The 15,825-nt window shown below is 61.0% G+C and carries 16 protein-coding genes; 14 read left to right on the forward strand and 2 right to left on the reverse strand.

Going from position 1 to position 15,825, the window contains the following annotated elements:
- Nucleotides 1-24: 24 nt before the first annotated feature.
- Together DA792_RS14235 and DA792_RS14240 are read right to left on the reverse strand one after the other, a co-directional pair.
- A complete protein-coding gene (locus DA792_RS14235; protein WP_107720508.1) occupies nt 25-1,386 on the reverse strand; it encodes an ATP-binding protein in 1,362 nt (453 codons plus the stop codon).
- Nucleotides 1,383-2,042: a response regulator transcription factor gene (locus DA792_RS14240; protein WP_107720509.1), complete on the reverse strand. Its 660-nt coding sequence runs from the start codon at nt 2,040-2,042 to the stop codon at nt 1,383-1,385. Before DA792_RS14240 ends, DA792_RS14235 begins: the two co-directional genes overlap by 4 nt.
- 144 nt (nt 2,043-2,186) lie before the next feature.
- Here DA792_RS14240 and DA792_RS14245 point away from each other — a divergent pair, with 144 nt between their 5' ends.
- The 14 genes from DA792_RS14245 to DA792_RS14310 all read left to right on the forward strand — a co-directional run bounded on the left by DA792_RS14245 (nt 2,187) and on the right by DA792_RS14310 (nt 15,824).
- A complete protein-coding gene (locus DA792_RS14245; RefSeq protein WP_107720510.1) occupies nt 2,187-2,510 on the forward strand; it encodes a PepSY domain-containing protein in 324 nt (107 codons plus the stop codon).
- A 229-nt stretch (nt 2,511-2,739) separates the two neighbouring features.
- Nucleotides 2,740-3,126 (forward strand): hypothetical protein, encoded by a 387-nt coding sequence (locus DA792_RS14250; RefSeq protein WP_107720511.1) that lies wholly within the window; start codon nt 2,740-2,742, stop codon nt 3,124-3,126.
- A 68-nt stretch (nt 3,127-3,194) separates the two neighbouring features.
- Nucleotides 3,195-3,665: a DUF2271 domain-containing protein gene (locus DA792_RS14255; protein ID WP_107720512.1), complete on the forward strand. Its 471-nt coding sequence runs from the start codon at nt 3,195-3,197 to the stop codon at nt 3,663-3,665.
- Nucleotides 3,666-3,678: 13 nt separating this feature from the next.
- The gene (locus tag DA792_RS14260; RefSeq protein WP_107720513.1) at nt 3,679-5,886 is read left to right on the forward strand and encodes a PepSY domain-containing protein; all 2,208 of its coding nucleotides are present in this window, start codon (nt 3,679-3,681) and stop codon (nt 5,884-5,886) included.
- Complete coding sequence (locus DA792_RS14265; RefSeq protein WP_107720514.1) at nt 5,867-6,856, forward strand: FAD:protein FMN transferase; 990 nt, start codon at nt 5,867-5,869, stop codon at nt 6,854-6,856. The genes DA792_RS14260 and DA792_RS14265 overlap by 20 nt, the downstream gene beginning before the upstream one ends.
- Nucleotides 6,856-8,709 carry a heavy metal translocating P-type ATPase gene (locus DA792_RS14270; protein ID WP_107720515.1) on the forward strand — a complete coding sequence of 618 codons (1,854 nt, stop codon included), beginning with the start codon at nt 6,856-6,858 and terminating at the stop codon, nt 8,707-8,709. The genes DA792_RS14265 and DA792_RS14270 overlap by 1 nt, the downstream gene beginning before the upstream one ends.
- Before the next feature lie 21 nt (nt 8,710-8,730).
- Nucleotides 8,731-9,432, forward strand: a complete 702-nt coding sequence (locus DA792_RS14275; RefSeq protein ID WP_107720516.1) for a VIT1/CCC1 transporter family protein — start codon at nt 8,731-8,733, stop codon at nt 9,430-9,432.
- Nucleotides 9,433-9,510: 78 nt separating this feature from the next.
- The gene (locus DA792_RS14280; RefSeq protein WP_254679255.1) at nt 9,511-9,855 is read left to right on the forward strand and encodes a winged helix-turn-helix domain-containing protein; all 345 of its coding nucleotides are present in this window, start codon (nt 9,511-9,513) and stop codon (nt 9,853-9,855) included.
- 68 nt (nt 9,856-9,923) lie between these two features.
- The gene (gene modA / locus DA792_RS14285; RefSeq protein WP_107722715.1) at nt 9,924-10,673 is read left to right on the forward strand and encodes a molybdate ABC transporter substrate-binding protein; all 750 of its coding nucleotides are present in this window, start codon (nt 9,924-9,926) and stop codon (nt 10,671-10,673) included.
- 148 nt (nt 10,674-10,821) lie between these two features.
- Entirely contained in the window at nt 10,822-11,724 is a 903-nt protein-coding gene (locus tag DA792_RS14290; RefSeq protein WP_107720517.1) for a LysR family transcriptional regulator, read from the forward strand.
- Nucleotides 11,725-11,845: 121 nt separating this feature from the next.
- Nucleotides 11,846-13,009, forward strand: a complete 1,164-nt coding sequence (locus DA792_RS14295; protein WP_107720518.1) for an ABC transporter substrate-binding protein — start codon at nt 11,846-11,848, stop codon at nt 13,007-13,009.
- 79 nt (nt 13,010-13,088) lie between these two features.
- Nucleotides 13,089-14,072, forward strand: a complete 984-nt coding sequence (locus tag DA792_RS14300; protein ID WP_107720519.1) for an ABC transporter ATP-binding protein — start codon at nt 13,089-13,091, stop codon at nt 14,070-14,072.
- Nucleotides 14,069-15,025, forward strand: a complete 957-nt coding sequence (locus DA792_RS14305; RefSeq protein WP_107720520.1) for an ABC transporter permease — start codon at nt 14,069-14,071, stop codon at nt 15,023-15,025. Before DA792_RS14300 ends, DA792_RS14305 begins: the two co-directional genes overlap by 4 nt.
- On the forward strand, nt 15,015-15,824 hold the full coding sequence (locus DA792_RS14310) for an ABC transporter permease (RefSeq protein WP_107720521.1): 810 nt from the start codon (nt 15,015-15,017) through the stop codon (nt 15,822-15,824). The genes DA792_RS14305 and DA792_RS14310 overlap by 11 nt, the downstream gene beginning before the upstream one ends.
- Nucleotide 15,825: the final 1 nt, after the last annotated feature.

Consider the following 15,825-nt stretch of genomic DNA (forward strand, 5'->3'; position numbering starts at 1 on the left):
TCAAAATCGGCAACGCACAGCGCCTTACGCACCGGTGCCGGAGGCGCGGGGCGTCGCATCTTTGGAGATCAATCTCACGCTGACTTCGAACCCGGACGCAGAGCCCGCGCGCGGGGAGGTCAAGACAAGGGGACTACCGATCCGTTCCGCAATTGCTGCCACAATGGCAAGGCCAAGCCCGCTGCCATCCGCCTCAGTGCCCGCACGTTCAAACCGGGCGGTCAGGCGCGCCAGCGTGTCAGGTGGCACCACAGGGCCTTCATTGGACACGCTCAGATGACCATCGGCTGTCAGCACCACCAAAATCGGCGCGCTTTGTGACCCGTGCCGCAGGGCGTTTTCAACCAGATTACGGCACAGGATACCAAACGCATCCGGGTCCAAATCAGACATCACCGGACGCTCTGGCAGGGTCAAAACAATGCGATCCGGGGCGGTGATACGCGCGAGATCCTCAACAATGATCCGCGCCACCATGCGCAGATCCGAGGCCTGATCCAACCGCAACCGCCCCCCTTCCGCGCGCGCCAATTGCATCAGGCGTTCGGACAGCCGGGTGAGCCGTTTCAGCGTCACTTCAATGTCGGTGGCACGGGCGCGGGCCGCTGGGTCAGTCGTCTCCGATTGCAGCCGCTGCGCCTGAGCGATGGCCCCGGCCAAAGGCGTGCGCAGCTCATGCGCGGCATTGGCGGCAAAGCTGCGCTCGGCCTCAAACGCGCCGTTCAAACGGTGCAACAAATCATTGAGCGTAGCCGCGATCGGCGCGACTTCGGCGGGCATATGATCCGCCGGAATCGGCGACAAATCCCGCGCATTGCGTGTCTCAAGCCGCTCGCGAAAATGGCGTAGAGAGGCAAAACTCGCCCGCACCGCCAAAGCAATCGCCAAAAGCGCCACAGGGATCACCACCAAAAGCGGCAGGCCAAGCCCCATCTGAATTTCGCGCGCCACTTGCGCCCGATGATCCAAAGGCTCGGCGATGGTGATGCGAATGCTGCCTTGCAACACATCGTCATTATAGAGCCGATGCGTGGTGGTTTGGCGAAACCCCGGCCCGTCATAGGTGGGAAATATCGCCAGATCTGCGGCATGCGATTGCAAAAGAACGCGGCCTTCACTGTCGCGGACCACATAGGTGAAAAACTCACTATGCTCGCGGACCTCACCGATCCTTTGGGTCGCGCCGGTGTCATCGCGCCCGACAATATCAATGGCGGCCAGTGGCAAAATCCGTTGAGCGGTTTCTTGCAGCGCGCTGTCAAACACCTCGTCCATTTCCTGGCGCAAAATCACCGCCGTCACAGAGGCCGCCGCAATCCACAATAGCGTCAGCAACACCCCAAGCGACAGCCCCAACCGAGCCTGAAGACTGCGCGGCACTCTCATGCCTTGCCCAAACGGTAGCCCATACCACGCTCGGTTTCGATCACCCCCGCGCCCAGCTTTTTGCGCAGGCGGCTGACATGGACTTCGATGGTGTTGCTTTCGATCTCGGACGAGAAGGCATAGAGTTTTTCTTCGAGCTGGGGTTTCGACAAAAGCTGACCGGGACGCGCAAGAAATGCCTCCAACAACGCCCATTCACGGGCGGTTAAAGCCACTTGTTTGCCCTCGCGATGCACGCTGCGCGCGGCCAGATCAATATCAAGCCCGCCGTGGCTGATGATCGGATTTGGATTGCCCGAATAGCGCCGCGCAACCGATCCGATCCGGGCGGAGAGTTCCGCCAAATCGAACGGTTTGACCAGATAATCATCCGCCCCCGCATTCAGCCCCTCAATCCGGTCCGAAATCTGATCCAAGGCGGTCAAGATGATCACCGGGGTCACATCGCCGCGCGCGCGCAGGGTTTTGAGAAATCCGATCCCGCGCCCATCAGGCAGCATCAAATCCAACAGGATCAAATCAAACGCCGCGCCATGGATCGCATCCGTGGCCGCATCAAGACGGTTGGCCCAATCCACCGAATGGCCATCCGCTGCGATCTGGTCGCGCACGGCGGCACCCAAAACAGTGTCATCCTCGATCAACAGGAGTCGCATGGCTTTCCCTTTTTATCTCTTGATGATCTTCTATCACCTTTCTGGCTGACGCAAAGCTGACGCAGAGATGTGTCCCGCGTCAGGTTCTCGTCAGCTTGGGGATGCAATGTCACCCCAAGATGGCCGCAAAACGGAGTTTGGCCCATGAAGACACCCTTGACAATTCTGAGCTTTCTTCTGGCCTTGCCCGCCGGGATGGCTATGGCCGAGGACGATTGTTTCGTACCGATGGCCGATTGGCAGCCGCGCGAAGCGGTGGCGCAACTGGCGCAAGAAAACGGCTGGACGGTGCGCCGGATCAAGATTGACGATGGCTGTTATGAGATCATCGGCAGCGATGCCGAGGGCCACCCGATTGAAGTGACGGTGCACCCCGCAACGCTTCAAGTGCTTGATTTCGAATATGAAGACGAAGGAGATGACGACGATCATCGCCGCGTTGAGCGTGACGAACGTCATGACGACTGACGGCCCGCACTGCGGTTTCCCGCATCCTAATTGCCCATCCTAATTCACCATCCTAGTTCCCCATGCCGTGTGTCCCCTCGGCCGCCTTGGCCCCGTCCTAACCGGCGGGGCCTTTTTTGGATCTGACTGTAGCACCTGACAGCAAGCTGAAGCAAAAATCTGTTCCGCGTCAGGCGACGCTCAGGTTGGCGCTTCAATGTGTCACAAAATGAACAAAGGACCTGTATCCATGAAAAAGACTTTGCCCCTTCTTGTCGCCTCGACCGCCCTCTGCGCCACGCTCGGCTTGCCCGCATGGAGCGGCCCCTCTGCGCCGTTTTATGGCATGCCACTCGGCACCGTGACCGCAGGTGCCAGCACATCAAACACAGCATCGCTCCTTTTTGTCAGTGATGACGACGATGAAGGGCACGGGTGGTTGCGTTGGCTTGAGAATGACGACGACGATGATGATGACTGCGAAGATGATGACGATGATCGTCGCGAAAGAAAATACGGCGAGGATGATGACGACTGCGGCGAGGTCGCCCCAAATCCCGCCCCCGCAGGCACCGTTGCCCCACCGCCGAATGGACTGTTTAGCACCGATACACCCCCTCAGGTTCAAGTGAATTAAATGTCGCCGCGCTGCGGCGGGAAGCCCCGCCCAGCGCGTATAAATTGTGATAAAAAGGAATGTCTCAGATGAAATCTCTTCTCGCAACACTGGCTCTGACAACGGCGCTGACCCTGCCCGGCCTCGCCATGGCGCGCCCCGTGACCCTCACAACTCAGCTCAAAAACTATAGCGGCGATGGGGCCTATCTGGCGGTCTACGTCACTGACCCGCAAGGGGCCTATGCGGGCAGCCTTTGGATGGCGGGCCGCAAGTCGAAATATTACAAACACCTGACAGATTGGTATCGGTACACCGGCGGCGACACAGCGCAGATCAACGGGATTACCGGTGCCAGTGTGGGCGCAGGGCGATCCTTGAAAATCTCGCTGGATCTGGCGGATGCTCTGTTTGACGCGGGCTACACGCTTCATATCGACGCCGCCGTCGAAGACCGCCGCGACAGCCCGAATGAGATTTCTGTGCCTTTGACCTCCGAGGGGGCCGGAACCGCCGTGGCGGGGCGCAGCTACATCGCCAATTTCACCTACGACATGTAAAAGGGACAGAGCCATGATCCGCAAACTCCACCGTTGGCCGGGTCTTTTGGCTCTGGCTCTTGTCACCCTCTTGGCGCTCAGTGGCGCGGCTTTGTCGATCTTTCCAAGCCTTGAATATCTCTCATCGCCGCAAACCCTCAGCGATCAAACCGTGGCGGATCTCGCCACGCGCATCCAAAGCGCCCTCCCCGGCGTCGAGCAAATCAAGCGTGCGCCGTCGGGGCGGATCACCGCCTATTGGTTCGAAAACGGCACCCCCGGCGCAGGCATCATTGATCCGCTCACTGGCCAAGCGGTCGCCTCTGCCGATCCAAACCCGGTGCTGCGTTGGTTGACCAATCTGCACCGCTCGCTGTTTTTGGGTGATGGCGGACGGATTGCCATGGCGGTTGGGGCTTTGGCGATGCTTGTGCTTTCAATCTCTGGCACGCTTTTGGTGGTGCGGCGCGTTGGCGGCTGGCGGCGGTGGTTTGCGCCACTGCGCGGGCCTTGGGCAGGGCGCATTCACGTTGAACTGGCCCGCGTGGCGGTGCTGGGCCTTGTACTATCCTCTCTCACTGCGCTGTGGATGACCGCTTCGACCTTTGACCTTTTGCCGGATGGCGAAGTGATCCCCGCCTTCCCCACTGAAACCAGTGGCGAAACGGGCGTGGCCTTTGCCGCGATGGACAGCCTCGCGACAACCCCCATCACGGCGCTGCGCGAATTGAGCTTTCCCTACCCCGATGATGCCAGTGACGTGTTCACCCTGACGACCAATCAGGGCACAGGGTTTATCGACCAAGGCACTGGCGAACTGCTGGCATGGGCCAATCTGAGCGCCATGCAAAGCCTGTCTGAGACGATTTACGTGCTGCACACCGGTCAAGGTGCTGCGCTGTTGGGGCTGGTGCTTGGGATGATGGCGCTGGCCATTCCCGCAATGGGGATCACCGGAGTTTTGATCTGGCTGGCGGGTCGCCCTGGCCGTCCGCGTTTGCATCACAACGCCCCGGCCAGCCGCGCCGAGACGATCCTTTTGATCGGCAGCGAAGGCGGCAGCACTTGGGGCTTTGCCGCGACGCTGCACAAGGCGTTAACCGAGGCCGGGCAAACCGTCCATGCCACCGCGCTCTCTGCCTTTGATCCAAGCCGCTATGGCAAAGCCAAGCGCATCCTCATTTTGGCCGCCACCTATGGCGATGGCGATGCGCCGAGCACCGCCAAGGGCTTTCTCGATCAACTCGCCACGGCTGAGGTCTTGCCAAACGTGCCGCTGGCGGTGCTTGGCTTGGGCGATCGCAGCTTTCCGGCCTATTGCGCCTATGCGCAAGCGGTCTCAGAGGCGGCAAGGGCCAAGGGCTGGTCCGAACTTTTGGCCTTTCACACCGTCGATCGGCAATCCGCACAAGAATTCGCCCGCTGGGGCCGCGCGCTTGGCACGGCGATGGGGGCCCCGCTTGAACTGGCCCATCAGCCGGTCCAACCCGCGACGCAAACACTGACCTTGATCAGCCGCCGCGATTATGGTGCCGAGGTTCAGGCCCCCACCGCGATCCTGCGTTTCGCCCTGCCCAAAACTTCGCTGATGCAACGGCTGATGCGGCGCGGGTTTGGGCGGTTCCAAGTCGGTGATTTGATCGGCATCCTGCCCAAAGGCTCCACTGTGCCCCGGCTATACTCGCTGGCCTCTGGCACCCATGATGGCTTTATCGAAATCGTGGTTAAAAAGCACCCCGGCGGGGTGTGTTCCGGCCAACTGATCGACCTCGCTTTGGGCGAGACGGTCACCGGGTTTTTGCGCCGTAACACGGTGTTTCACCCGGACAAGAGCAACACGCCGCTGATCTTGATTGGGGCGGGCACGGGCATCGGTCCGCTGGCCGGGATCATCCGCGGCAACACCCGCAAACGCCCGGTGCATCTGTACTTTGGCATGCGCCACCCGGACAGCGATTTCTTATATGGCTCGGATATGCCGGGCTGGCAAAACGCGGGACAGATGACGCATCTCCGCACCGCCGTGTCACGCACCGCACGGCCACAATATGTCCAAGATGCGTTGCGCTCTGAACAAAGCGACGTGATCCGATTGATCCGCGAGGGCGCGCGTGTGATGGTCTGCGGCGGGCGTGACATGGCGCAAGGCGTGTCCGAGGCCTTGACGGATATATTGGCTCCTGTGGGGCTCACCCCGCTCCTGCTCAAGTCAGAGGGACGCTATGTCGAAGATGTCTACTGATCTCACCCGCCACGCGCTCAACGGCCCGACCATGGGCACGCGTTGGTCGGCACAGTTTCACACCGCCCCGGACGTGGACCCCAACGTGATCCAAATCGCACTTCAGGCGGCTGTTGCCGAGGTCGACACACAAATGTCGACATGGTCGGCCGACAGCGATTTGATGCGCGTCAATGCCGCGCCCGTGGGCGAATGGTGCGATGTGCCCGCCATGCTGATGACCGTGATCGCCCTTGGGCTCGACATAGGGCGAACCTCAAACGGGGCATTCGACATTGGCATGGGGGATGCGGTGACGGCATGGGGTTTCGGCCCCGCCGAGGCCGCACCCGACCGGATCAAGGCCGCGATGAACACCAACCGCGTGAGCGCCTCTGACGCGCTTGACTTGGATGTTGCGGCGGGGCGTCTACGCAAAACCGCCCCCATCGCTTTCGACCTCAACGGCATTGCCAAAGGCTATGGCGTGGACCGTTTGGCCGAGACCCTGCGCGGCTTTGGCATCATGAATGCGCTTGTCGGCATCGACGGCGAAATGCGCACGATGGGCCTGCGCCCCGACGGTGCGCCATGGTCCATCGCGGTCGAAACCCCCGACCCGGAAAGCCGCAGCGCCCATTCGGTGTTGGCCTTGCAAGACGCGGCTGTGGCCACCTCTGGCGATTACCGCCATTGGGTCGAAGTCCAGGGCCGCAACCTGTCGCACACCATGGACCCGCACCGGGGGGCACCCCTGATGAGCTCCCCCGCCTCCGTCACCGTTGTGGCCCAAACCTGTGCCGAAGCCGATGCTTGGGCCACCGTATTGATGGTGCTCGGCGCGGAACAGGGCGCGGCACTGGCCCGCACGCTGGGCTTGGACGCGCTATTCTTACTCCGCATGAGCCAAACGGAGTATCGCAGCCTGGGCGTCGGTCGGCTGTTTGCGGAGGAGGGCACCGTGACACAGGCCCCAAGGAGAGCCGAATAATGGAGTTTGCGCGGATCGACCGGTATAAAACCGGACTTTTGGGGCTGGCGATTGCCGGGCTTGTGATTGGGCTGGCCTTGATGTTCGCAGGAGCCAAAGATCTCGCAAACCTCGTCTGGACGCTCGGCGTGTTGCCGGTGTTGATTGCGCTTTTGATCGAGATTCTACGCAGCTTGCGTGCCGGGGAGGTCGGGCTTGATATTGTCGCCGCCCTGTCAATGTCAGCGGCGCTTGGCTTTGGTGAAACCATGGCGGCAGCCGTTGTTGCCGTGATGTATTCCGGTGGCACCTTTCTTGAAAGCATGGCCGAGGGCCGCGCCCGCCGTGAGATGCATGACCTGTTGTCCCGCGTGCCGCGCACAGCAACCCGACATCGCAATAGCGGGTTAGAAGACGTGCCGCTTGAGGACATCCTGCCCGGCGATCTGTTGCTGATCCGCCAAGGCGATGTGGTGCCCGTCGATGGCGTGATTGCCTCCCAGACCGCTTTTGTTGACACCTCTGCGCTCACCGGCGAGTCTCTTCCGGTGCGTTTGGCGCAGGGGGCCGAGACCATGAGCGGGTCGACCAATGCGGGCGCACCGTTTGATTTGACCGCAACCCACCCGGCCAAAAACAGCACCTATGCCGGGATCGTGCGTCTGGTCGAAGAGGCCCAGCGATCAAAAGCGCCGATGGCGCGATTGGCGGATCGTTGGTCTTTGGGGTTTTTGATCGTCACCGTGCTGATCGCCGGCACCGCTTGGGGATTGACCGGTGATCCGATCCGGGCGGTGGCGGTTTTGGTTGTGGCAACCCCCTGCCCGCTGATCCTCGCCGTGCCCGTCGCTCTGACCGCAGGCCTGTCGCGCGCGGCGCATTTTGGTGTGTTGATCAAAGGTGCCGGTCCGCTTGAAACCATGGCGCGCATTCGCACGCTGATCTTGGACAAAACCGGCACGCTCACCGATGGGCGACCGCAAATCACCCGGATCGACTGTCAAAACACGCACAGCGACACCGACGTTCTGCGCTTCGCCGCAGCCCTAGATCAGGCGTCAAAACACCCGGTCGCGCAGGCCGTTGTCGCCGCTGCGAAAGCCAAAGGATTGCCCCTCCCGCTTCCCACAGATGTGGTTGAAATCCCCGGAGAAGGCGTCAGCGGCAGGGTCGAAGACCACGCCGTCGTTGTCGGTGGCACAGATTTGATTGCCCAACATGTCAGGGACGCTGTGCCTCACCCCGCGCAGTCTGCGGGGTCGGTGATTGTGGCTTTGGCGATCGACGGGCAGATGGCCGGACATCTTGTCATGGCCGATCCGCTGCGCGCAGGCACAGAGGCCATGTTGGCCGGGCTGCGCGTGCAAGGCATCCTGCGGATCGTGCTGGCCACGGGCGACCGCGCAGACGTGGCCGAACGGGTGACCGAGGGGCTTGGCCTGGATGCGCTTCGGGCCGGGTTGTCGCCGGACCAAAAGGTGCTTTTGGTGCTAAGCGAACGCAAACATGGCCCGGTGATGATGGTCGGGGACGGGGTGAATGATGCCCCCGCCCTGGCCGCCGCCGATGTCGGTGTGGCCATGGGCGCGCGCGGCGCTGCCGCCTCGGCAGAAGCTGCCGATGTGGTCTTGTTGGTGGACCAGATCGACCGGCTTGGACCGGGGATCGAGATTGCCCGCGCCGCCCGTCGCATTGCTGTTGAAAGCGTGGTGGCCGGGATCGGTCTGTCGGTCTTAGGCATGATCGCGGCGGCCTTTGGATACCTCACGCCCGTGCAAGGCGCCCTGTTGCAAGAGGTGATTGATGTGGCCGTCATCTTGAATGCGCTGCGGGCCTTGCGCATCACGCCCACGGGCCTCAGGGCCGCCGACTAACCCTTTAAAAGGACATCCCTCATGAGCCGTCTCTCCCATTCAGAAACCCATATGGTGCATCGCATCGGCTGGCTGCGCGCCGCTGTGCTGGGCGCGAATGACGGGCTTGTCTCCACTGCCAGCCTCGTGGTCGGCGTCGCCGCCGCAGGCTCGGATCGGCCTGAGATTTTGATCGCCGGGCTGGCCGGGCTGGTCGCGGGCGCAATGTCGATGGCCGCAGGGGAATATGTGTCCGTGAGTTCGCAAACCGACGCGGAACAGGCCGATTTGGCCCGCGAGGCCAAAGAATTGCTGGAGACGCCCGAGGCGGAATTGGACGAATTGACCGGCATCTATATGTCGCGCGGTCTCGATGAACCTTTGGCGCGTCAAGTGGCGATGCAGTTGACGCAAAAGGATGCACTTGGCGCGCATGCCCGTGACGAACTTGGCATCTCTGAAACGGTCACCGCCCATCCGATCCAGGCCGCGCTTGTTTCGGCGGTGACCTTTGCCGTGGGGGCGGTTGTGCCGCTGATCGTGGCGCTGATGGCTCCGACAAGCCAAATCTCAGGGATCGTCGCGTTCACCACCTTGATCGCACTGTCTGTGCTGGGCGCGCTTGGGGCCTCTGCCGGTGGGGCGGGCCTTTTGAAAGGCGCGCTGCGAGTGACGTTTTGGGGGGCTTTGGCCATGGCGGCCACGGCGGGGGTTGGGATGATCTTTGGGGTGAGCGCCGGGTAGGTTGGCGTTGCGATTGCCCCACAGACGCGGCACACTCATCCTATGAGTTCAGATCAAAACCATAAAACAGAGGTTCGCATGCGCCTGCGGTTGCACTTTGGGGACAGGTTGATGCTTGGCCCCGGCAAGGCCGATTTGCTTGCGGGCATTCGTGACTCCGGGTCAATATCCGCCGCCGGGCGCGCGATGTCGATGAGCTACAAACGGGCTTGGTCTCTGGTCGAAGAGATGAATGCGGCCTTTGGCGCGCCTCTGGTGATCTCGTCGCGGGGCGGGGCGCAGGGTGGCGGCGCCCATCTGTCTCCGATGGGAGATGAGATTCTGGCCCAGTATCGTGCGCTTGAGCAGCGCGCCCTTGCGGCGGGATCTGAGCAGATCGAGGCGATTGCAGCGCGGCTACGCGATATATCCGAAGAGAAATAACGCTTGCCCGATCAGCGCGTGCCTGCGATATGTTTTCACAAACATATTGAACGGAGTTGCTTGTGTCCCTGCCCTTTGCCCGCCTCACCACCGCCCTCCTCCTCACCTGCGCCCCCCTCTCCGTCCATGCCGACGAGGTGATCGTCTTTGCCGCCGCCAGCATGACCAATGCGATGGCCGAGATCGAACAGGGGTTTGAAGCCGACACCGGGCACGACCTCATTGTCTCGCTCGCAGGCTCCTCCGCCCTCGCGCGGCAAATTCAACAGGGTGCGCCTGCGGATGTGTTCATTTCCGCCAATTCCGACTGGATGGATGTTTTGGAAAATGGCGGGCTGCTGACAGAGGGCTCCCGCTTTGATCTCTTGACCAATACCCTCGTGCTGATCGCCCATGGCCAAGACGCCACCCCGATGCAAATTTCGGAACTGCCAAAGGCGCTTGGCAAGGATCGACTGGCGATGGCGCTGGTCGATGCGGTTCCGGCGGGGATTTATGGCAAGTCTGCCCTTGAGGCGCTGGGTTTGTGGGATCAACTCTCGCCTTTGGTGGCCCAAGCCGACAATGTCCGCGCCGCGCTCGCGCTTGTGGCGCTTGGGGAAACACCGTTTGGGATCGTCTATGCCACCGATGCGGTCGCCGAAGATGACGTGCGTGTGGTGGCAACTTTTCCGGTCGACACCCACCCGCCGATCATCTACCCCGCCGCCGCAATTGCCGAACATGGCAATGCAGCGACACAGGCGTTTCTTGACTACCTGCACAGCGACCCGGCCCGCGTGGCGTTCGAACGTCAGGGCTTTGTCGTGATGCCCTAGCAACCCCGCGCCGAGCCCAACCCACGCTTCTGCAACACGCCCCGGCGTCACGTCATCGCTTGACAAGCCGGGCCGCCTGCAACCTACCTGTGACACGGGCGTCGGCAGGCGCGTTCTGTCCAAAAGACGTCCGGCGGAGGGGAAACACATGGCGTTCACACTCAAACAACTGCGCTATTTCATCGCCGTGGCCGAGGTCGGCACCGTGTCCGGCGCAGCGCAGGCCTTGGCGATTTCGCAATCGGCGGTAACCGAGGCCATTCGCGAGTTGGAAACCGACCTTGGCGTGTCCCTGTTTGACCGCCATCCGCGCGGTCTCGACATCACCCACAAAGGCCATCAGTTCCTGCGCCATGCCACCGGCATTTTGGCGGGCGTCTCGGATGCCCGCCTCGCCCTGACACAGGAGGCCGAGACCCTGTCCGGCACTTTGCATGTCGGCGTGACCTCTCTGGTCGCGGGCTATGTGTTGTCCGATATTCTGTCCCGGTTTCGCCGTGCCAATCCCAATGTGGAAGTGACCGCCGTGGAGGACAGCGGCGATTATCTTGAGCATCTCTTGATCGGCGGCGAGTTGGATGTGGCGGTGATGGTGACCACCAATCTACGCGACCGGATGGCACTTCAGACCGAAATCATCGACACCTCGCCCTATCAACTTTGGCTGCCCAACGGTCATGAGTTGAGCACTCGGCCCTCGGTATCAATTGAGGATTTGACCGATGAACCGATGATCATGCTGCGGATTGATGAGATCGAAGAGGCCACGCGCAAATTGCTCTCGGCCTTTGGCGCCCGCCCGCGTGTCGCATTTCGCACCCGCTCTGTGGAGGCGGTGCGCTCTTTGGTGGCCACGGGCGCGGGAATCGCGCTTTTGCCGGAGATGGTGTATCGGCGTTGGTCGCTTGAAGGGGACCGAATTGTGTCCCGCGATGTGTCGGGAAGCCTGCCCGTTGTGCAGGTTGGTACCGTCTGGCGCAAAGGTTCGCCGCTGTCCCGTCCGACGCGAGAATTTGTTTTGGCGGCACAAACCCATAAAAACACAAAGTAATTCATCGGTATCAATTTTCACGATACCCAAAACCTGAGAATTGAATTTGTGAAATCGGACCCGCTCTCCCACCCTGCGGCCCAAGGGGGCTTTGACTCCCGCAGCAACAGGGAAACTGAAGATGAAAAAGATTTTCAAAGGGTGTGCCTCCGGTCTTGCGCTTGCCGCCGCCACTGCCGTGCCGCTTTCTGCCGCCGATATGATGACCGAACTTGGTGCGGGCGAAGGCACCGTCTCCATCGTCGCATGGCCGGGCTATATCGAACGCGGTGAAACCGATGCGGCCTTTGATTGGGTGACCAAATTCGAAGCGGCCACAAGCTGTAAGGTCGAGATCAAAACCGCCAACACCTCGGATGAAATGGTCGCGCTGATGAACGAAGGCGGCTTTGACTTGGTGACCGCATCGGGCGATGCCTCGCTGCGTTTGATCGCGGGCGGTCGGGTTCAGCCGATCAATGTCGATCTGATCCCAAGCTGGTCCCGCGTCGATGACCGTCTGAAAGATGCGCCCTGGCACACAGTCAAAGGCACCCATTATGGCACGCCGTTCATGTGGGGGCCGAACGTGTTGATGTACAACACCGAGGTTTTCCCAGAGGCCCCGACCAGCTGGAATGTGGTGTTCGAAGAAATGACCCTGCCCGATGGCGAAAGCAACACAGGCCGGGTGCAGGCCTATGATGGCCCGATCTATATCGCCGATGCGGCGATGTATTTGATGGCACATCAGCCCGAGCTTGGCATCGAAAGCCCCTATGAGTTGAACGAGGATCAATATGCCGCCGCGCTGAACGTGTTGCGCACCCAGCGCACCTTGGTGTCGCGCTATTGGCATGACGCGTTCATTCAGATCGACGACTTCAAGAACGAAGGCATGGTGGCGTCCTCCTCTTGGCCGTTCATGGTCAACCTGCTGAAAGCCGACGGTGTGCCGGTCTCCTCCACCATCCCGTCCGAGGGCGCGAGTGGCTGGGCCGACACCTTGATGTTGCATGCCGAGTCCGAGCACCCGAATTGCGCCTATCAGTTCATGGAGCATTCGCTGAACTCCAACCTGCAATCGGATTTGTCCGTCTGGTTTGGCGCTGTGCCGTCTGTGCCTGAGGCCTGTACCGATGGCTCTGGCATGCAGACCGCCGCAGGCTGTTCCGAGAACGGCTTGGACGACTTTGACCGGATCAAATTCTGGCAAACCCCGGTCTCAAGCTGTGACAGCCAAGGCACCTGTGTGCCGTATTACCGCTGGGTCTCTGACTACATCGGCGTGATTGGCGGTCGCTGACCCTTCCCCCCCACGGGTCGGCCTTTTCGGGCCGGCCCGACTTACCTTCCCCAAAGCCCGCTCCCCTGAAAGACTGACAATGACTGATGCAGTGACCTTCCGAGGCGTATCGCGCCATTTCGGAACCGTGAAAGCCGTGGATGAGGTCGATCTGGCCATTCGCGATGGTGAATTTTTTGCCATGCTTGGCCCATCCGGCTCCGGCAAAACCACCTGCCTGCGCCTGATTGCGGGATTCGAACAACCAACCGCCGGGCGTATCGAAATCTTTGGTGAGCGCGCCGAGGGTGTGCCACCCTACTTGCGCAATGTGAACACGGTGTTCCAAAACTACGCCTTGTTCCCGCATATGAATGTGCTCGACAACGTGGCCTTTGGCCTGCGTGTCAAAGGCGTGGGTCGGGCCGAGCGCCGCCGCGCCGCCGAAGAGTCGCTTGCGCTCGTCGAGCTGGGCGGCTACGGCGCGCGCCGGGCGGGCGAATTGTCGGGCGGCCAACGCCAACGCGTGGCCTTGGCGCGCGCGTTGATCAACAAACCTCGGGTTGTGCTGTTGGACGAACCGCTGGGCGCGCTTGATCTCAAGCTGCGCGAACAGATGCAAGAAGAGCTGCGCAAATTGCAACGCGCGTTGGGTCTGACCTTTGTGTTCGTGACCCATGATCAGGACGAAGCCCTGTCAATGGCGGATCGCGTGGCGGTGTTTGCGGATGGCAAAATCCAACAAATCGGCAGTTCCGAAGATATTTATCGCCGTCCCGCCTCACGGTTCGTCGCAGATTTCGTTGGCTCGTCGAATGTCGTGCCCGCCGATCTGGCCGGGGTTGGGGGATCTGGCCAATGGGCCTCTTTGCGTCCCGAAGACATCGTGTTGGATGCGGCGGGACGCGAGGCCACGGTGACCGGCAAGTTCTTCCACGGGCGCGTCACCAAACTGTCGCTCGACATCAAAGGTCAAAGCCTGACCGCCCTCATCCCGGCGCATCAAACCACCCCAGAGATTGGCGAGACGACCCGCGTGTTGTGGGACCCCGCCCGCGCGCATCTTATGGAGCGTGAGGCATGAGCGGGTTTGACACCACGCAACCGGCGATTTTCACGCCCAGAAGCGGGCCACTGTCGCGCACAGTCGATTGGGTGATCCGTCACCCGCGTATGTTCGTGTTCCTGATGGTGCTGCCGATCACGCTGTGGCTTGGCATCGTCTATATCGGCGCTCTGATCGCGCTCTTGATCCAAAGCTTTTTCTCCATCGACGAATTCTCCGGCATCGTCGTGCGCGAGTTTACGTTCAAGACCTACGGCGAATTGCTGCGCCCCTATAACCTCGACATCATTTTGCGCACGGTTGCCATGGCCGCCTCGGTGACCATCGCCGCCGCCATTTTAGCCTTTCCCATTGCCTATTTCGCGGCGCGCTATGCCAAGGGCAAATGGAAAGCGCTGTTTTACATCGGGGTGATGTTGCCGCTTTGGTCGAGCTATCTGGTCAAGGTCTATGCCTGGAAACTCGTTCTGGCGAAAGAGGGCATTCTGACGTGGCTCTTTGCCAAACTGCATCTGACATGGCTGTTGGATGGCCTCCTAGGCCTGCCTGTCATCGGCGGCAATTCCCTCTCGGTCAGCTACACCGGCACCTTCCTCGTGTTCCTCTATATTTGGTTACCCTACATGATCATCCCGGTTCAGGCCTCGCTTGAACGTGTGCCGGGGGCCTTGTTGGAAGCCGCGTCCGATCTCGGTGCCACACCGCGCCAAAGTTTCCGCATGGTGCTGTTTCCGCTGGCTCTGCCGGGGATCATTGCCGGGTCGATCTTTACCTTTTCGCTGACCTTGGGCGACTACATCGTGCCGCAGATTGTCGGCAACTCGCGGCTCTTTATTGGCCAAGCTGTCTACACCCAACAAGGCACCGCCGGGAACATCCCGCTGGCCGCCGCGTTCACCGTCGTTCCAATCGTCATCATGGGGATTTACCTCTGGGGCGCACGCAAAATGGGGGCTTTCGATGCACTCTAATTCCCGCGCCCCACTGGGCCTGAAATTTGCTGCCATCGGGGGGCTGATCTTCCTCTTGGCCCCGATTGCCCTGATCTTTGTCTATGCCTTCACCACCGAAGAAAAGAGCTTTCAATGGCCGCCCCCCGGCCTGACCACGAAATGGATCGGCGTCACCTTGGGGCGGGCCGATGTCTGGGAGGCTTTGGCTTTGTCGCTGAAAGTCGCGGCCATTTCGACCACGCTGGCCTTGATCATGGGCACGCTCACCGCCGCCGCCGTGGCCCGCTCGCGCTTTTTTGGCCGGGAAACCATCTCGCTTTTGGTGATCCTGCCCATCGCTTTGCCGGGGATCATCACAGGGATTTCGTTGCGTTCGGCCTTTTCGCTGTTGGACATTCCGTTTTCGACATGGACCATTGTTTTGGGTCACGCCACCTTCTGTATCGTGATCGTCTACAACAATGCGGTGGCGCGGTTTCGCCGAACCTCTGGCGCGCTGGTCGATGCGGCGATGGATCTGGGGGCGGATGGGGTTCAGACCTTTGTACTTGTGATCCTGCCCAATATCGCCACAGCCCTGCTTGCGGGTGGGATGTTGGCCTTTGCGCTCAGTTTCGATGAGGTGATCGTCACCACATTCACCGCCGGCAACCAAACGACCCTGCCGATTTGGATGCTCGAAGAACTCGTCCGCCCCCGTCAACGCCCGGTGACCAATGTGGTTGCCATGGCGGTGGTGATCGTCACCGTGCTGCCAATTTTGGCCGCTTATTACCTTACACGCGACGGCGAACACACCGCCGGGTCCGATAAATAAC

The organism is Celeribacter baekdonensis (genome assembly GCF_003047105.1).
Classification (GTDB): Bacteria; Pseudomonadota; Alphaproteobacteria; order Rhodobacterales; family Rhodobacteraceae; genus Celeribacter; species Celeribacter baekdonensis_B.